Annotated in this window: 17 protein-coding genes; 6 read left to right on the top strand and 11 right to left on the bottom strand. The window is 60.2% G+C overall.

Going from position 1 to position 16,741, the window contains the following annotated elements; genetic code table 11:
• Both QVE23_RS00550 and QVE23_RS00555 read left to right on the top strand, forming a co-directional pair.
• Window positions 1-1,826, top strand: a 1,826-nt coding sequence (locus QVE23_RS00550; RefSeq protein ID WP_287967413.1) for a M1 aminopeptidase family protein, incomplete at its 5' end; no start/stop codon positions are given.
• Window positions 1,819-2,532, top strand: a complete 714-nt coding sequence (locus tag QVE23_RS00555; RefSeq protein WP_119310914.1) for a hypothetical protein — start codon at window positions 1,819-1,821, stop codon at window positions 2,530-2,532. The genes QVE23_RS00550 and QVE23_RS00555, both read left to right, overlap by 8 nt.
• A gap of 299 nt (window positions 2,533-2,831) precedes the next feature.
• On the opposite strand, the gene QVE23_RS00560 is transcribed toward QVE23_RS00555, so the two are convergent.
• The 7 genes from QVE23_RS00560 to QVE23_RS00590 form a co-directional block, all read right to left on the bottom strand.
• Window positions 2,832-3,770: a 3-hydroxyacyl-CoA dehydrogenase family protein gene (locus tag QVE23_RS00560; RefSeq protein WP_021748823.1), complete on the bottom strand. Its 939-nt coding sequence runs from the start codon at window positions 3,768-3,770 to the stop codon at window positions 2,832-2,834.
• Window positions 3,771-3,802: 32 nt separating this feature from the next.
• Window positions 3,803-4,579 carry a 3-hydroxybutyrate dehydrogenase gene (locus tag QVE23_RS00565; protein WP_036627612.1) on the bottom strand — a complete coding sequence of 259 codons (777 nt, stop codon included), beginning with the start codon at window positions 4,577-4,579 and terminating at the stop codon, window positions 3,803-3,805.
• A 48-nt stretch (window positions 4,580-4,627) separates the two neighbouring features.
• Window positions 4,628-5,944 (bottom strand): GntP family permease, encoded by a 1,317-nt coding sequence (locus QVE23_RS00570; protein ID WP_021748825.1) that lies wholly within the window; start codon window positions 5,942-5,944, stop codon window positions 4,628-4,630.
• Window positions 5,945-6,196: 252 nt separating this feature from the next.
• Window positions 6,197-7,090, bottom strand: a complete 894-nt coding sequence (locus QVE23_RS00575) for a LysR family transcriptional regulator (protein WP_025544428.1) — start codon at window positions 7,088-7,090, stop codon at window positions 6,197-6,199.
• A gap of 405 nt (window positions 7,091-7,495) precedes the next feature.
• Complete coding sequence (locus QVE23_RS00580) at window positions 7,496-8,128, bottom strand: TetR/AcrR family transcriptional regulator (RefSeq protein ID WP_036630013.1); 633 nt, start codon at window positions 8,126-8,128, stop codon at window positions 7,496-7,498.
• A 188-nt stretch (window positions 8,129-8,316) separates the two neighbouring features.
• Window positions 8,317-8,793: a flavodoxin gene (locus QVE23_RS00585; RefSeq protein WP_287967414.1), complete on the bottom strand. Its 477-nt coding sequence runs from the start codon at window positions 8,791-8,793 to the stop codon at window positions 8,317-8,319.
• A 22-nt stretch (window positions 8,794-8,815) separates the two neighbouring features.
• Window positions 8,816-9,706 carry a DUF362 domain-containing protein gene (locus QVE23_RS00590; RefSeq protein WP_021748830.1) on the bottom strand — a complete coding sequence of 297 codons (891 nt, stop codon included), beginning with the start codon at window positions 9,704-9,706 and terminating at the stop codon, window positions 8,816-8,818.
• Between the two features lie 264 nt (window positions 9,707-9,970).
• Between QVE23_RS00590 and QVE23_RS10890 the strand changes: the two genes are divergently transcribed.
• From QVE23_RS10890 to QVE23_RS00610, 4 genes are all read left to right on the top strand, one after another.
• Entirely contained in the window at window positions 9,971-10,597 is a 627-nt protein-coding gene (locus tag QVE23_RS10890) for a Crp/Fnr family transcriptional regulator (protein ID WP_021748832.1), read from the top strand.
• Between the two features lie 180 nt (window positions 10,598-10,777).
• Window positions 10,778-11,917 carry a TRAP transporter substrate-binding protein gene (locus QVE23_RS00600; RefSeq protein WP_021748834.1) on the top strand — a complete coding sequence of 380 codons (1,140 nt, stop codon included), beginning with the start codon at window positions 10,778-10,780 and terminating at the stop codon, window positions 11,915-11,917.
• 52 nt (window positions 11,918-11,969) lie between these two features.
• Entirely contained in the window at window positions 11,970-12,500 is a 531-nt protein-coding gene (locus QVE23_RS00605; RefSeq protein WP_021748835.1) for a TRAP transporter small permease subunit, read from the top strand.
• Complete coding sequence (locus tag QVE23_RS00610; protein ID WP_021748836.1) at window positions 12,497-13,879, top strand: TRAP transporter large permease; 1,383 nt, start codon at window positions 12,497-12,499, stop codon at window positions 13,877-13,879. Before QVE23_RS00605 ends, QVE23_RS00610 begins: the two co-directional genes overlap by 4 nt.
• A gap of 93 nt (window positions 13,880-13,972) precedes the next feature.
• On the opposite strand, the gene QVE23_RS00615 is transcribed toward QVE23_RS00610, so the two are convergent.
• The 4 genes from QVE23_RS00615 to QVE23_RS00630 form a co-directional block, all read right to left on the bottom strand.
• Entirely contained in the window at window positions 13,973-14,731 is a 759-nt protein-coding gene (locus QVE23_RS00615; protein WP_256264479.1) for an ATP-binding cassette domain-containing protein, read from the bottom strand.
• 1 nt (window position 14,732) lies between these two features.
• Window positions 14,733-15,665 (bottom strand): glycine betaine ABC transporter substrate-binding protein, encoded by a 933-nt coding sequence (locus QVE23_RS00620; protein ID WP_021748838.1) that lies wholly within the window; start codon window positions 15,663-15,665, stop codon window positions 14,733-14,735.
• Between the two features lie 4 nt (window positions 15,666-15,669).
• The gene (locus tag QVE23_RS00625) at window positions 15,670-16,311 is read right to left on the bottom strand and encodes an ABC transporter permease (RefSeq protein ID WP_119310908.1); all 642 of its coding nucleotides are present in this window, start codon (window positions 16,309-16,311) and stop codon (window positions 15,670-15,672) included.
• Window positions 16,312-16,318: 7 nt separating this feature from the next.
• Window positions 16,319-16,741 (bottom strand): DUF362 domain-containing protein (locus QVE23_RS00630; protein WP_502919048.1); only part of this gene is annotated, 423 nt, incomplete at its 5' end.

Below are 16,741 nucleotides of genomic sequence, written 5' to 3' on the forward strand. Positions count from 1 at the left end.
GCTGTGGGCTGATCGGCTCCGTCTTTGACGGGGGCGACTATGTCCTGGCATACCTACTGTTCATGGGACTGGCGCTCCCGCTGGCTATTCTGGCTGCCTCTGCAGCCTATCAATATACCCGGCGGGCGGACCTGTCCCTGGTGCTCTTTGCCGCCTTTGCGGCGTTGAGCCTGACTGTCTGGGCGGACAACTGGCAGCTCTGCTGGCTGAACCCCTGCGTGTGGGCGCTGTCGGACGATTTCTCCAATTTCCGCATCTTTCGGTCCGTAGCCTGGATGCGGCTCACCTGGCTGGCGGCCCTGGCGGGGATCTGGACGGTGTCGTATCTCTGCATCCGGCAGTACGGGAAGGGGCTGCCCGGCTCCCTGGCCCGGAGCGTGCGGCGGGCCCACCGGCCTATCATCGCCCTGTCGCTTCTGGCCTGTTCCGGCTTTGCCTATGCCGCCCAGCCCCTGGTGGACCGCAGCAACCCCGACCAGACGGTTATGGACTTCTACCAGGTTCCCTATGCGGAGAATGTGGTCTGCACCAGCCGCAGCGCCCAGGTATTCCCGGACACCACCGCTGGGACGGTCTCTGGCACGGCGGCCTACCGGTTCCGGAACACCTCCGGGCAGGCGTGGACAGCGGCCTTCGGCGTCAATCCGGGCTATACCATCTCCAACGTGCGGGTCAACGGCGCCGAAGTGCCCTTCTCTGTGAGCGACTATCAGGAGTACAACGAGGCCATGCTGGAGGTGGCCCTCCCGTCGGACCGGGAGATCGAACTGACTATGGACTACGGTGGCTTTCCCCGGGAAAACCGGAATGTGTCCATCATGCAGGGCGGCACGGAGATCAGCTCTGAATACCTATGCCTGGAAAATGCCGGATTGTCTCCCCGCCTGATAAACGTGCTGCCGGGGGAAAACGGTTATCCCACCACCATCGAGATCACGCTTCCCGCATCCATGTCGGTCATCCCCTTCGGGGCCAGCAAGGCGGAGGTCATCGCAGAACAGACAGACGGCACAAAAACCTGGCGCTATGACTCCAACAGCGCCGGCGGCATTCTCTATGCCGGGGACTACATCCGCCAGGATATCCAGGCCGGCGGCATGGACATCGAATTCTACTACGGCCGCAAGCATCAGGCCGTCATGGAGGCCGCCGGGGCGGCGGAGGCCGTGAAGTCGGTGGTGGACTACTGTACAGCGCACTACGGCATGTTGTCCTTCGGCACCGGCGATACCCTGAAGCTCATTCAGAGCCGGGTGACCGGCGGCGGCTACGCCGCAAACGGCGCCAGTCTGCTGGACGAGGCAGACTTCACCGCCGACAATCTGAGCGATACCGGCAAGGGCGGCGGAGCCGGAGAAGTCATGATCCACGAACTGGTCCATCAGTGGTGGGGCCTTGGAAACATGTTTGATGCGTCGGATGAAAGCAGCCCCTGGTCGGCAGAGGGCCTGACGGTCTACACCACCTACCGTATTGTCAAGGAGCGATACGGCCCATCCTACGCACAGGAGCACTATGTGGACCAGTGGCAGCAGGCGGTGGACAACTATTACCTGAACTTCTATGTCCGCAATCCGGACTATTTGGAGGCGCTGCCCGAAGAGGAGCGGCTGGAGATCTCCAACAGCCTCCGCTATGTGCGGCAGTACTGCGAAATGCCCCTGAAGATTTTGAAAGCGGAGCAACTGGTCGGCGGCGAGGAGGCCATGGACCGGATCCTCCGCGGCCTGTTCAACCGGGAGCTGGATCCCATGTATCCCTATCTGACCTACCAAGACTTTTTAAACGCCTGCGGGCTGACAGAGGAGGACCTGAACCTTGCGTAAAATTTTTCTCTATGAGTGCAAGCGCCTGCTGTGGAACAAATTTTTCGCCGGGCTTGTGCTGGTGCTCCTGTTCTACGGCTGGCAGGTGCTGCGGCGCGTGACCATCCTCGGGGTGTCCCACACCGCCCCCTTTTCCCCCTGGAGCTTCGGGGACTTTCTGAGCCGGATGCTCCCGCTGCTCTGGATCGGGGCGCTGTTTTTCCTGACCTTCTTCACCTCGGAAAAAGCCCGACGGGCAGCAGTGCTCACAGACGCGGCTCCCCTTCTGCCCCGCCGGTACGCCCTGGCCCGGTGCGCCGCCGCTCTGACCGGCACCGCCCTGCTGGCGCTGGCCTGCATCTCAGAAGCCGCCTGCTTCTATGGGATCTATTTCGGCTGGTATGGCTGGAGCGGCCTGGTATTTCCCACGCTGGTCACACTGGTCCCTCCGCTGGTGTTCGCACTGGGCAGCGGCTGGCTGTTGGGAATGCTCCGGCCCTGGCTGCTCTATGTCTGGATGCTGGTTTCTCCCGTCTGTCTGGCGCTCCCCCTGCCGGAATCGCTGGGGCTGTGGAACGGGCGCCTCTTCGCCCAGTATCCCCTGACCCTGGGGACACTGGACCCGGCGTTTACGCTGCCGGCGGCCGTTCTTTTCGTCCAGTTCGTCCTGCTGGCGAGCGGCGTGGTCCTGCTGGCGGTTCGGCCCGAGGGCCAGCGGCAGCACTGAACAGGCCGCCTCCGTCCGCGCCGCATGGGAGAAGGGCGAATTTCCTGTAATGTAATTTTACTTTTCGCCAATTAAAGCACAGTAATATTTTCGTTTTGATGGAAACAATTGTCCTCCTCTCCGAATCCGGCCTGTGGGATCAGGCGGCTCCGTATCCGGAAAGTGGAAAACCGTTCCAGGCAGGACGGCATGTGTGCAAAGAGCCCGGCACGCCGCAGTGTGCTCCCCTCTTTCCAAAAAGACAGGCATCCGGAGATTCCGGATGCCTGTCCTTCTGCTTTTGAATCAGCTGCGAGCGGTCACTTCACATCGGGCATGGCCCACTCTTTAACGCCCGCAAAGTACGGGCTCTGCTTACGGCGGCGGAAGTCGTCCGCGTCCTTCTGAGACCAGTCGTACAGGCCCTGCCCCGCCGCCTGCCCGGTCTTGCCGGTGGCCAGGCCGTCCAGCACCAGCTGCTGGAGCTCCCGGGTGCCGCACAGGTCCGGATAGACGTTCTTTGCAATGGCGCTCTCCAGTTCGTATCCCACGGCGTCGAAATACTCCAGCAGGCCGATGGATGCATAGCGCATTCCCACGGCGTACTTCACCGCCCGGTCAATGTCCGCCGCGGTGGTGACTCCCTGCTCAATGAGGTAGATGGACTCCCGGAACAGCGCCTGGGCAAAACGGTTCACCAGGAAGCCGGGCACACTGCGGTTCAGCACCACTACCTGCCGGTGCAGCGTCTCCAGCAGCGCCAGCGTACGGGTCACTGTGTCCTCCGCCGTCTTTTCGTGGCGCACCACCTCCACCAGGGGCAGCATGTGCACCGGCTGGAACGGATGCGCGATCAGAAGGCGCTCCGGGTGGGAAACCAGCCCCGCCAGGATCTCTGCGTCGATGGAGGACGTGCAGGAGGCGATCACCACGTTGGGCGCAGCGTTCTGCTCGATGGTCTCATAGACGGCCCGCTTCTCCTCAGTGCCCTCCGCCACTGCCTCGAAGACGAAGGTGTGCTCCTGCAGAGCGGCAGGGTCGTTGGTGATGGTGACCAGGGCCATGGCGGCCTGCTTGTTGCCCTCCGTAGCCAGGCCCTCGGCGATCAGGTCATCCCAGTTCTGCTCGATGGACTTCCGGCACCGCTCCAGCCCCCGCTCCGAGTGTCCGATGACCGTGCAGGGCAGGCCGTTGCCGATGATGAGCGTGGCCTGGCAGGAACCGATGGTGCCCGCTCCATAAACCGCAATTCGTTCCATAGCTGCCTCCTTTTATGATTCCTATGATTCTATTACATCATGGCCCAGCCGTGGGTCAGCCGCAGGGACTGGCCCGTCAGAGCGCCCTGATCCTTGGACAGGAATACCAGCGTGTTGGCTACATCCTCCACCGTGGTGAACACCCCGTCCACGGTATCCCGCAGCATGATGTTCTTCACCACTTCCTCCTCCGTAATGCCCAGGGAAGCCGCCTGCTCGGGGATCTGCTTTTCCACCAGCGGCGTCTTGATGAAGCTGGGGCAGATGGTATAGGTGTAGATGCCGTACTCGGCGCCCTCCCGGGCGATGGCTTTTGCCAGTCCGGCCACGCCGTGCTTGGCGAAGTTGTAGGGCTCTTTCAGCTTGGAGCCCACGAAGGACTGTACGGAGCCGGTGAACACGATCCGGCCGCCCTTGCCGGAGGCCTTCATCCGGCGGTAAGCCGCCCGGGACACCAGGAAGGCGCCGTCGGCGTGAATGGCCATCATCTTCCGCCAGTCCGCGAAGGGATACTCCTCAAAGGGGTGGACGATCTGCACACCGGCATTGGACATGACCAGATCGCAGGAGCCGTAGGTCTCCATCATCTTGTCAAAACCAGCCTCCACCTCCTGCTCATCGGCCACATCCATGTGGACGGCGATGGCGGAGAGGCCCTCTGCTGCCAGTTTGGCAGCCAGTTCCTCCGCAGCGGGCAGATTCACATCCGCCACCACGACGCCGTAGCCCTCCTGCGCCATGCGCTCGGCGCAGGCCTTGCCGATACCGGACGCAGCACCGGTAATCAATGCGGATTTCATAGTCATCATGATTTCCTCCTCAATCATTTATCTTGTATCTTGATCTCGTCCGAAGCGTCAGACGATGCCGATGGTACCCAGAATGATGGCAACGATATTGGCCAGGATGGGAATTGCGCCGGCCACTATGAACATATCGAAGTATCCGCGCTTGTGGGAGATCTTGCAGTAGGACAGATAGGTGACCACCGCGCCGTCATGGGGCATGGTGTTCAGTCCGCCGCAGGCGATGGAGCCAACCCGGTGGAACACCGCCAGAGGAATGCCGGAGGTCTGGGACATCTGAATAAAGTTATCCGCCAGAGCGTCCAGGGCGATCTGGAGACCGCCGGAGGCGGAGCCTGTGGCACCAGCCAGGACATTGATGGCAATGGATTCTGCGATCAGGGGACTGCCGCCGATTCCCAAAACCAGCTCGGACAGGAACGCAAAACCCGGGGTAATCTTCACAACGGAGCCGAAGCCTACCGCTGCCGCGGTGTTCATAATGGCGGACACTGCGCTCTGGCAGCCCTTGTTGCAGGTCTCACCTACATTGGTCAGATACACACTGCCCCGCACCTTTCCCATCAGGAACAGGAACACCAGGGAGAGCAGGATCCCCGCCAGCAGGCACACCACGATGTTCATCTTGAACACATTCAGCAGGATCACAATGACCACAAAGGGGATAAAGCAGCACCAGGCCGGGGGCAGCTTATCGTCCGGCACCTCCTCCGGCATCTCATCCGGTTCGTCATACCCCTCGCCCGCGGCACGGAACTTCTTGGCCCGCCAGCTCAGCCACAGGACAGGACCCACGAACATGATGATGGTGCACACAATCCCGATCACAGGCGCCGCCGTGGCGGTGGTTCCGAAATACTCTGTGGGAATCAGGTTCTGGATCGTCGGCGTGCCGGGCATCGCGCTCATGGCAAAGGTAAAAGCGCCGGTCATAATCGTGGCCGGAATCAGGCGCCGGGTAATGTCAGCCTCCTTGAACAGCCCCAGCACAATGGGATACATGGAGAAAATGATGACGAAGCCTGAGATCCCGCCATAAGCCAGCACACCGCCGCACAGGACGGAGGCAAAGATCGCTTTGTCCCGCCCGACCAGCTTTACAACGGCTTTCGTCAAAGAGACCGCGCCGCCGGAATCCTGCATGATCTGGCCAAAAATCGCGCCCAGCATAAACGCCGGGAACCACTCCTTGACGAAGCCGACCATACCCTCCATGTAGTTCTGCGTATAGGCGGTAAACATGTCCAGCCCGCCGGTGAAGGCCACCAGCAGCGCGCAGACAGGAGCGGCCCAAAGCAGGGATTTTCCACGGAATGCCAAAAAGATCAGCAGCGCAAGGCCGACAATAATGCCAACCAAACTTAACATAAAGGCTTTCTTCCTCCCGCTATCAGTAATGTAGATCTGGTCCAGGCTACAACTCTGGACGGATCCGGGGTTCACACAGAAAAGCCGCCGGCCGGCAGTGCTTCCAATGTTTATCATAGCGGAAGAATATATAAATTTCAATAATTTAATTTATCAAAAATTATATAGAATTTTTATTGTAAAAATTCCAATTCTATAATATTATTCAAAAAATATTATTATAAAAAATAATAGCTCGCTTCAATACCCGTCTTAAAGGTCATCCGGCGGGAGATGGTGCTTGCAGTAATCCAGAAACAGCGCGCAGGCTTTCGGCATATACTTGTCCTTGTTCCAGGCCAGCACGATGTCCCAGTATTTCATGCTGTCGCTCATGGGCACGCAGCACACATTAGGATCCGGATGCTTGTCCAGCACCGGCTTGGGCAGGATGGAAACCGCATGGTTTTTTGACACCAGCTCCACCATGAAATCCCACTGGGAGCTGAGCAGGGCGAATTTCGGCCGGAAACCGGCCGCATGGCAGGCGTCCACGATCTGTTCGTGGAGAATGAAGTCCTGATTGAAGATGGCGAAAGAGTCATCCCGGAGCTGGGAGACCGTGACGGAGGGCTCCTTCGCCAGCGGGTGGCTCTTGTGAAGCAGCGCCACGTTCCTCTGGGTGGAAAAATGACAGTAAGCAAAGGAGGACAGGCGTTTGGAATTGAGCGTGACGGCGATATCCACCTCGCCGCGCTCGATCCGCTGGTCGATGCGGTAGGCGCCGTCCTCAATCATCTTGATCTCAATATTGGGATACTCCATGGAGAAATTGGGGATCAAGTCGCCGAAAAAGCAGGCGCCGAACAGCGGAGAGAGGCCCAGGGTGAATTTGCCGGAGCTGTTTTTGTTGGTGGTCTTCATATCGTCCAGCGTCTCCTGATACAGGTCCAGGATCTGCTTGGCCTTGGTCCACAGGCGCAGACCCTCGTCGGTCAGGTGCTGCTCCCGGTTGAAGGCGTAAAAGAGCTGAACACCCAGCTCCTCCTCCAGTTTTTTGACCGTGACGGACAGCGTGGGCTGCGACACTGCCAGACTCTCTGCTGCCTTGGAGTAGCTGCCCGCCTGTGCCACCGCCGTAAAATAATACAACTGTTTGATATCCATAGGAACGCCTTTCTGCCCTGTGCTGGTATCGGGGCCCATTTTGTTTCATCATAGCCCAATTTTCCCAAAATGGAAACCCCAAAATGCGGAGCCGCAGTCTTTTTCGGTAACATACCGGGGTGGATCATGGCACCCTTCCGGTTTGAGAAACGGTCCCGGGCACCTACAAGGGCGGCCTTCTATGCTTGATTGGAGGCGGGCGCATGGGCCAGCGGGCCGCAGCGTCCGGGTGCTTCCAACCGGCCCTCCAGGATTTCAGCTCCCTTCCCGGCAGCTCCTGTCGGAAAGGCAGCATCCCCACAGTCTTCCGCCGCTTCCACCCAAGAAAAGCAGCCCCGCGCCGGTCCGGCGCAGGGCTGTCATTCAGACAGGAAACGGAACGCCGGGTCCGGCGGACCTCCTCCCTCACATTTGAAATCCCTGCAGCAGCTTGGCGGTAAACGACCGCGTCAGCTCCCGGACAGAAATCCGGACATAGCCGACGCCCGCCAGCTCCATAGCCGTACGCTGCTGCTCCGTTACTGCGGTATAGGGGTAAATACCGAACATGAACGGGAAAAAAGCATAGAGGAATCCCTGCACGTCCTCATCCGTCATCCGGGGGAAAAACTTCTCCAGGCAGTGGGTCACGGCCAGCAGGGAGCCGCCATACGCCTTCTTGAACGCCACCAGATTTTCGATCCGACTGTTGGCCTCCATATCATAGTGATTCATGGCCATCAGCTTCAGCAGCCGCTCCCGCCGCTCCAGCGTGCGGGCCAGCTCGTCGGAAAAAGCATCCACGGACAACTTCCGGTGTCCACAGCGCAGGGCGTCCAGATCCTCGATCCATGCCTCGTACTCCCGCTGGAACAGAGCCAGAAAGATCTCCTCTTTTGTCTGGAAATAGTTATAGATCGACGTTCTGGTGAAAGAGGTCTTCTCCCCGATCTCCTTCAGCGTGATCTCCTTGAAGCTCCTGGTCTCATAGAGTACGGCACAGGCATTGACAATCTCCGCTTTCCGCGCGTTCGTCAGCTCTTCTGATCCTCTCGGCATGGCAGTTCCCTCTCTTGTTTCCATGGGTTTCCGGCACGCATTCCGCGCCTATGGTCCCAGTGCTGTTCAAACACATGATACCGGTTTCCCATCGCTGTGTCAAATAGAACACGGGGCGTCCGTCCACAGCTCTCACCCAGCCGGATGTGCCGGGTATTGGGAACGCCTGCTCAGCGGCCCCCGGCGCTTCAGCACCCCGAATCCAGCACGCTTTTGGTCCAGGCGGCCACATCCATGTGGTTGAGCAGCTTGCCCTTCTTCCAGTTGGCCTGGGGACAGTGGGACTTCAGGCTCCGCTCCGCCTTCTCGATCCCGCTGCCGCCGGAGGTGGCGAAGGGAATCACCGTCTTGCCGGAAAAATCATATCTCTCCAGGAACGTGTCCACGATACGGGGCTCCACATACCACCAGATGGGGAAGCCGACGAACACGGTGTCGTACTGGTCCAGATCCGCCGCCGGTGCCGCGATGGCGGGGCGGCAGGCTGGATCGTTCATCTCCAGCGTGCTGCGGCTCTTCTGGTCCATCCAGTTCAGGTCCGCAGCGGTATAGGGCTCTGCCGGACAAATCTCATACAGATCCGCTCCAGCGGCCTTTGCCATCTCCTTCGCCGTGCGGGCCGTGACGCCGCTGGCGGAAAAATAGGCGATCAATATCTTGCTCATTGCAGGTTGCTCCTTTCAATGCTTACAGTTCGGTCAGATCATACGTCCGGGAGCCGAAGCCCAATTCCGCTGCGGCCTCGATGGTGTGGATGCCGTTGCGGCTGTTCACCCGCTCCATGAAGTGTTCCCTGCCCGGATCATCGGATTGCATTACCAGGTCGATACAGGCCTGGTCGATGGCCACTGGGTCCAGAGAGGCCAGGATGCCGATGTCCTTCATGCAGGGATCCTCGGCCACGGCGCAGCAGTCGCAGTCCACGGACAGGTTCTTCATCACATTGATGAAGGCAATCTTGCCCCGAAAGTGCTCTATCACGCTGGAGGCAGCATCCGCCATGGCCTCTGGAAAGACCACGGAGCTGGCGTGCTGCTCCCAGGTCTTGAAGCGGTCATCGGTTTTCCCGGCGGAGTGGATCAGTGCCTTCCCCGCCCGGGAGGCGCAGCCGATGGCCAGTTGCTTCAGGGCGCCGCCGTAGCCGCCCATGGGGTGGCCCTTGAAGTGGGCCAGCACCAGCATGGAGTCATAATGCAGGATGTGTTTGCCCACGTGGTTCTCCTTCAGGACCTTGCCATTGGGGATGGGCCACACCACGTCGGGGCCCTCGGCGTCCATCAGGTCCACGTCGAAGTACTTGGTCCAGCCATGCTCCTGCAGCAGCTTCCGGTGGGACTCCGTATGATCCCGGACACCGCCGGCCGCATCACCATAGGCGGTATTGCACTCCACGATGGTGCCGTGGACCTCCTCTACCATGGGACACCAGAATTCCGGACGCAGGAAATTCTGGTTGCCCTTCTCCCCGGAGTGGACCTTCACGGCCACCTTGCCGGGCAGCTCCACGCCCAGGGCACGATACAGCTCCACTACTTTTTCAGGCGTGATCTCCCTTGTGAAATAGACATTCGCTCTCATATTGCAGGTCTCCTTATTGACATAGTGTCAGTATCTGCATTATAGCCGTATTCTGACACGATGTCAATAGATTTTCAACAGAAATTCCGCTCTCCACCCAGGTGATTCCCAGGATAGCCTTTTGTGTGTCGTCCGTTTCTTGCATTTAAAAAATTTTTTAACAAAATGTTAACTTTTTTCTGTTTGAGGACAGAAAAATTAACCTGTGTTAATGCAATCTTCCCTGCAATTTTGTATAATTGCGGCGAAAGAAAGGAAGATGCGATGCATATTCAGGATTGTTTGGAGGAGATCCTCCACCTTGAGGATACAGATCTGGCCGCCAGTCTCGCAGATGCCTCAAGGCTTTTTTCCTGCAAAAAGAGGCAGCTTGTCGCCAAGCCGGACGCCTGCTCTGACTGGATCCCGTTTCTGGTCAGCGGAGTCATTCGGGGTTACCTGACGGATGAAAAAGGGCGGGATATCACGGATTGCTTCCTCTACCGGCCTGGAGAGGCCGTGCTGAGTCTCAGCATCTTGACAGCTTCCTTCCCGATCAACTTTGAGGCGGTGACGGACTGTGTGCTCTTGTCCATCCCCACCCAGCTCCTTGCGGAGCAGTTCCAGCAGTCCGCAGAGCTGCAGCAGCTGTATAGTTCTTACCTGCTGGAGAAACTGAAGCTGGAACGGGAGCTGAAGCTTCTTCTCGGCATCAGCTCCGCCATGGAGCGGTACCAGTGGTTTCTCCGCCGCTATCCCGAGCTGGCGGACGTGGTCAGCATCAAGCACATCGCATCCTTTTTATGTATGTCCCCAGTGTCTCTGAGCCGCCTGCGCGGGCAGCTGCGCAAGCGCGGCGAGGAGCCTCCGGTCAAGCAGAGCCGACTCTCAGAAAAGAGCGGGCTCTTTTGATGTCCGCCGCCAGAATATGGGCGGCCCAGCTTGTGGAAGATGTTCTCCCGCGCTCCCCGGCGGAACAGCGGGAGCTTCTTGAATACGGCCCTGCGGCCAACGGAAAGAAGGCGATCCCCGGAACTGAGTGACTTCCCCCTGCACCTGTGTGAAATTAGGAAAGACCAAGGAGAAAGCGAAATGAAAAAGAGATTTTTTGCACTGTTCCTGACCATGGCGCTGCTGCTGCCCGCCGTGCTGCTGTCCGGCTGCGCATCTGCCGACAGCGGCATCATGGACACCGCGAATCTGAACGCCACCGCTGCCGGCGGCGACAGCAGCCTGCCTGTCGTGACCTGGAAGATGGGTTCCGTTTGGGGCGCTGGTAACGTCCACTTCACCGTGGACCAGCGCTTCGCGGAGCTGGTGAGCCAGCTGACCGACGGCCGGTTCATCATTACCAATTACTCCGAGGGCGAACTGTGCTCCGCCAGCCAGCTGTTCGACTTTGTCAGCCAGGGCACCGTGGAGTGCGGCGGCGACTGGGGCGGCTACTGGTCCGGCAAGGACACGGCCTTTGAGCTGCTGTCCACTATCATGGACGACTTTACCGCCCTGGACTACTACACCTGGATCTATGAGGCCGGCGGCATGGACTGCTATAAGGAGATGTACGGCCAGTACAACATGGAGTACTTCCCGCTGGTTACCAACCCCTCCGAGTCCGGCATCCGCTCCGTGTCCCCCATCACCTCCATCGAGGATATGCAGCACATGAAGATCCGCCTGGGCGGCGTCATGGCCGGCAAGGCAGCGCAGAAGCTGGGTATCAACATCACCACCGTGGCCGCCTCCGAGCTGTATGAGTCCCTGCAGCGCGGCGTGATCGACGGCGGCGAGTTCTCCGGCCCCAAGGCCGACGACTCCCTGAAGCTGCAGGAGGTCGCCCCCTACTGGTGCGCCCCCGCCTGGTATCAGTCCGCCGGTGTCAACGGCGTCATGGTGAACAAACAGGCCTGGGAAAGCCTGCCTGAGGCCTATCAGGTGGCCTTTGAGAGCGCCGCCCGCCTCTGCTGCGGTGAGCAGCTCTCCCGTTACATCTACAATGATATGACCGTCACCAATCAGATGATCGAGGATCAGGGCGTCACGGTCACCAGCCTGTCCGACGAGGACATGCAGCTTATCCGTGAAACCTGCATCGAGACCTATAAGGAGGAGTGCGAGATCAACCCCAACTTCAAGATGGTCTATGAGTCCATGCAGGCCTACCGTGAGACTGCCAACAACTACCGCGACTGGACCGGCGACTACGGCTTCGGCTTCAACCGCGGCGAATGAACGCCTCTTCAACAACTGATGAGAGAGTTTATGAAAGAGGTGTGAATTTCTGATGAAAGCCATCAAAGCAATCTACAATGGCATCGACAAGTTCAACGACTTCCTGGGCCGGATCTTCTCCGTCCTGTCGCTGGCAATCCTTGCCGTCATCATGTGCGAGGTCATCCTGCGCCGTATTTTCAACCGGCCGCAGATCTGGACTCAGGACCTGATCGTGATGCTGTTCGCCTGCTATATCATTCTGATCAGCGCATACGGCCTTCAGAAAAAGGCCTTCGTGGCGGTGGACGTGGTCTACGCCATGTTCCCTGTCCGGGTCCAGCACATCCTGCATATCGTCACATACGCGATCTTCCTGGTCCCCTTCCTGATGGGTCTCGTTCCCGCCAGCTGGACCTTCTTCCTGAACGCGTATACCACCGGTGAGCAGACCTACTCCGTGTGGGCCGCGCCCACCTGGCCGGTGAAGCTCTGCCTGTTCGTGGGGCTGGTGCTGCTCGCCATCCAGGCCGTCTCTGAGATCCTCAAGCATGTGGAGGGACTCGTCACGGCTTCCGCGAACGGAAAGGAGGCGCAGGGATGACTGCGATTTTGGAACAACTGCAGGGGCTGGTCGCAGCCGCTGAGATCCCCGCCGGCACGCTTGGCGTGGCGCTGATCCTCGGCCTGTTCGGCCTGATGGTCGTGGGCCTTGTCCTGGGCCAGGAGCTGGCCTTCGTGCTGGGCGGCGCCGGCGTCATCGTCGGCTGGCTGGCCTGGGGTACCCCCGGCGTCACCATCGCCATGACAAAGATCTACGACCAGATGCAAAGCTACTCCATGGTGGCCATCCCCATGTTCGTGCTGATGGCCAACTTCCTGACCCACTCCAAGGTGGCGGACGGCCTGTTTGAGTCCATCCGTTACCTGCTGGGGCCCCTGAAGGGCGGACTGGGTCTGGCCGTGATCCTGGTTTCCACCGTGTTCGCCGCCACCACCGGCATCGTGGGCGCCTCCGTTGTCACCATGGGCATGCTGTCTCTCCCCGTGCTGCTGCGCAGCGGCTACAAGCCCTCCCTGGCCTGCGGCATGGTGTGCGCCGGCGGCTCCCTGGGCATTCTGATCCCGCCCTCCATCATGCTGGTCTCCATGGGCTCTTACGCAGAGGTCTCCGTCGGCAAGATCTTCTTCGCCGCCATCGTCCCCGGCCTGAGCCTGTCCCTGGGATACATCATCTACCTGATGGTGGTCTGCCACATCCATCCCGACTGGGGCCCGGCCATGAGTCCCGAGGAGCTGGCGGAGATGCCCCTGAAGAAGCGCATCACCGGCTCCCTGATCAACCTGATCCCGCCGCTGATTCTGATCTTCGGCGTGCTGGGCTCCATCTTCGGCGGCATCGCCACCCCCACGGAGGCCGCGGGCATCGGCGCCCTGTTCTCCCTGATCCTGGCGATCTTCTACAAGCAGTTCAGCTGGAAGATGCTCTATGAGTCTCTGATCGACACCGCCAAAACCACCGCCATGGTGTTCATCATCCTCTTCGGCGCAGCTGCCTTTACCGGCGTGTTCATGTCTCTGGATGGTGACCAGATCATCGCGGACTGGGTCCTGAGCATGGGTATCGGCAAGTGGGGCGCCTTCGCCATCATGATGGTCATCATGTTCCTTCTGGGCATGTTCATCGACTGGCTGGGCATCGTCATGATCGTGTTCCCCATCTTCTTGCCGATCATGGATACCTTCGGCTTCGACCGGCTGTGGCTGGTGGCCGTCAGCGCCACGCTGCTGCAGACCTGCTTCATGACGCCGCCCTTCGGCTTCGCCCTGTTCTATGTGAAGGGCATCCTGCCTCCGAGCATCAAAATCCAGGAGGTCTACAGGGGCGTTATACCGTTCATTATCATCATCTGTATCGTGACCGCGCTCTGCGCGGTGTTCCCGCCGCTGGTCACTTGGCTGCCCAGCATGCTGGCAAGCTGATCCCCATAAGCGAAGAGGTCCGAAGGACGTACGTCCTTCGGACCTCTTTTCTCTTTTGTCCATTTCCAGCGGACGGCCGGTCTGCCGGAGACGTTACGCCCGGGTCTGAAACACCCGGCTGCGGCGGACCAGCCGCTCCACAAAGGACGTGGCCGGGTGCGCCAGGAGGCGGCTGGGCGCGTCATACTGCTGGATCTGCCCGGCGTCCATCACCAGTGTGCGGGTCCCCAGTTTCAGGGCTTCCGCGATGTCGTGGGTCACAAACAGGACGGTGATGCCGCTCTCCCGGTGGATGCGCAGGAGCTCATCCTGCAGCTGGCCCCGGGTGATCTCGTCCACCGCGCCGAAAGGCTCGTCCATCAGCAGAAGCTCCGGACCGGCGGCCAGCGCCCTGGCGATGCCCACCCGCTGGCGCTGCCCGCCGGAGAGGGCGCGGGGATACCGCCCCGCCAGCGCCGGGTCCAGCCCCACCTGCTTCAGCAGGGCAGCGACTTTTTCTCTGCACTGCTTCCCCTTCCATTCCTCCAGGCCGGAGATGGCGGGCACATAGGCAATGTTCTTCTCCACGGTCATGTGGGGAAACAGGCCCACGTTCTGGATGGCGTAGCCGATGCGGCGGCGCAGGGCCACCGGGTCGATTCGGGCCACATCCTGCCCCTGGATCAGGACTCGGCCCGTGTCCGGCGACAGCAGGCCGTTTACCAGCTTCAGCACGGTGGTCTTTCCGCAGCCGGACCGGCCGATGATCGACACAAATGCGCCCGGCTCCACATCCAAAGAGAAGTCCCGCAGAACGGTCTGGGTGCCGAAGGCCTTGGAGACGCCTTCAAAGCGAATGATCGGCTGGGTCATATCACGCCTCCAGCAGGCCCTTCTGGAGCAGGAAGTCCCTGGCCGCATCCCGCTCGTTCCGGCCCTCCACCTCCACCTGGTAGTTGAGCGCGGCCATCTCCCCGTCTGAGAGAATACCGTCCATCTGCATCAGCACCTCCTCCAGACCGGGGAATTTTTCCAATGCGTCCCGGCGGACCACCGTGGAGCAAAAGTAGTTCACCTGCAGATGCTTGTCATCCTCCAGCGTCACCAGGTCTGTGTCCGGATTCGCCAGTTGGGCGTCGGTGGTGAAGGCGTTGGTCACGTCGATATCTCCGCCGGCCAGGGCCTGGTATTTCAGGCCGATGTCGATGTCCACCACATTCCGGAAGTCCAGGCCGTAAGTCTTGCACAGGGTTGGAAAGCCGTCCTCCCGCTCCAGATAGTCCGGGTTTCCGCCGAAGGTCAGCTCACCGGCCGCCCCGGCCAGGTCGCTGGTGGTCTCCAGGCCGTACTGCTCCGCCACATCGCCCCGGACGGCGACGGTGAAGGTGTTGTTGAAGCCGTACTTCCCCACCCAGGTCATGTGGAACTTCTCCTCGTACTCCTGCTGAAGCCGGGTGAACATCTCTGCATCATCCACACCCTCGGCCTGGTGGTCCAGCACCAGTACCCAACCGCTGGAGGTATACTCCGGATAGAGGTCGAACTCTCCGCTCTCCATGGCGGGCTGGATGTTGCTGGTGCCGCCGCCCACGCCCTTAGTGATCTCCACGTCATAGCCGGCCTGCTCAATGAGAAGGCCCAGCATCTCTCCCAGGATGTACTGTTCCGTCATGGGCTTGGTGGCGATTCGGACAGGGTCGCCAGAGCCGGTCTCCCCTCCGGAGGCGGCGCCTCCGCCGCAGCCGGTCAGGGTGCCCAGCATCAGGATGGCTAGGACGGCCGCCTGCAGTCGATTCAGGATGTTCATAAGTTCAGCTTCCTCTCTTTTTGAAATAGCGCTCCAGCGCGCCCAGCGCCAGATCGCAGACAATGGCCAGCAGGGCGATCAGGATGCTGCCCGCCGCCGTCATGGCCGGATCGTAAATGGTGATTCCCCGGTAGACGGCCACGCCCAGGCCACCGGCCCCCACAAAGGAGGCAATGCCAGCCACGGAGATGGTCATGACCACCATGTTCCGCACGCCCGCCAGGATGACTCCGGCGGCCATGGGCAGCTTCACCCGAAACAGCGCCTGTGTCCCCGTACTGCCCATGCCCCTGGCTGCCTCCAGAATATCCGGGTCCAGTGTGGTGAGTCCCACGTAGGTGTTGTGCACCATGGGCATGATGCCGTAAACCGTCAGGGCAATAACGGCAGTCTTGTTGCCGATCCCGCTGAAGGGGATCAGGATGCCCAGCAGGGAGATGGCGGGAATGGTGTACAGCACGTTGCAGACGCCCATCACCGGCGGCGCGATACGGGGATGCTCCGCGATCCAGATGCCTGTCAAAAGACCGATCATGCCGGACATGGCGATGGCGGTCAGAGCCAGGCCGATGTGGGCCTGCAGCAATCCCGCGAACCAGTCTGCCCGCTGGGCGTACAGGCCCAAAATCCCTTGCAGCAGTTCCATGAGCCGCTTACGGGTGCAGGCGGCGCACTGCGTCTGCCGGACAGGCCTCCGCGCAGCGGCCGCACTGGAGGCAGTGCGCCCAGTTGATGACATAGGGCGTTCCGGGAGTGATGCACTTCTGGGGACAGGCTGAGGCGCAGGCGCCGCAGCCGATGCATGCATCCTGGATCACAAAGCCGTTGTACTCCTCCGTGTCCCCGCCGTAGGCAAATGTCTCCCGGCTGATGGGATAGTGGAGCAGGTCGAACCACTCGCCATGGCCCGCGTAGATGTGGAAGGCGTCCAGGATATAACGGCTCTCACCGGGGTAGACCTCGTTCATACCGGGATTCTGCGCAAAGACCTTGTCCACCCAGCTTTTGTCCACGACCCGCAGCTTCCCGGTGAATTTCAGGGACTGGCAGTCTGGACACATGGCTGCCAGGGCGAT

The organism is Oscillibacter sp. KLE 1728 (assembly GCF_934833455.1).
Lineage (GTDB): Bacteria > Bacillota > Clostridia > Oscillospirales > Oscillospiraceae > Oscillibacter > Oscillibacter welbionis.

What these genes read in the sequence shown, in the direction of transcription:
- QVE23_RS00560 (WP_021748823.1), bottom strand. Translation starts at nt 3,770, where the DNA reads ATGGAACGAATTGCGGTTTATGGAGCGGGCACCATCGGTTCCTGCCAG.
- QVE23_RS00565 (WP_036627612.1), bottom strand. Translation starts at nt 4,579, where the DNA reads ATGATGACTATGAAATCCGCATTGATTACCGGTGCTGCGTCCGGTATC.
- QVE23_RS00570 (WP_021748825.1), bottom strand. Translation starts at nt 5,944, where the DNA reads ATGTTAAGTTTGGTTGGCATTATTGTCGGCCTTGCGCTGCTGATCTTT.
- QVE23_RS00575 (WP_025544428.1), bottom strand. Translation starts at nt 7,090, where the DNA reads ATGGATATCAAACAGTTGTATTATTTTACGGCGGTGGCACAGGCGGGC.
- QVE23_RS00580 (WP_036630013.1), bottom strand. Translation starts at nt 8,128, where the DNA reads ATGCCGAGAGGATCAGAAGAGCTGACGAACGCGCGGAAAGCGGAGATT.
- QVE23_RS00585 (WP_287967414.1), bottom strand. Translation starts at nt 8,793, where the DNA reads ATGAGCAAGATATTGATCGCCTATTTTTCCGCCAGCGGCGTCACGGCC.
- QVE23_RS00590 (WP_021748830.1), bottom strand. Translation starts at nt 9,706, where the DNA reads ATGAGAGCGAATGTCTATTTCACAAGGGAGATCACGCCTGAAAAAGTA.
- QVE23_RS10890 (WP_021748832.1), top strand. Translation starts at nt 9,971, where the DNA reads ATGCATATTCAGGATTGTTTGGAGGAGATCCTCCACCTTGAGGATACA.
- QVE23_RS00600 (WP_021748834.1), top strand. Translation starts at nt 10,778, where the DNA reads ATGAAAAAGAGATTTTTTGCACTGTTCCTGACCATGGCGCTGCTGCTG.
- QVE23_RS00605 (WP_021748835.1), top strand. Translation starts at nt 11,970, where the DNA reads ATGAAAGCCATCAAAGCAATCTACAATGGCATCGACAAGTTCAACGAC.
- QVE23_RS00610 (WP_021748836.1), top strand. Translation starts at nt 12,497, where the DNA reads ATGACTGCGATTTTGGAACAACTGCAGGGGCTGGTCGCAGCCGCTGAG.
- QVE23_RS00615 (WP_256264479.1), bottom strand. Translation starts at nt 14,731, where the DNA reads ATGACCCAGCCGATCATTCGCTTTGAAGGCGTCTCCAAGGCCTTCGGC.
- QVE23_RS00620 (WP_021748838.1), bottom strand. Translation starts at nt 15,665, where the DNA reads ATGAACATCCTGAATCGACTGCAGGCGGCCGTCCTAGCCATCCTGATG.
- QVE23_RS00625 (WP_119310908.1), bottom strand. Translation starts at nt 16,311, where the DNA reads ATGGAACTGCTGCAAGGGATTTTGGGCCTGTACGCCCAGCGGGCAGAC.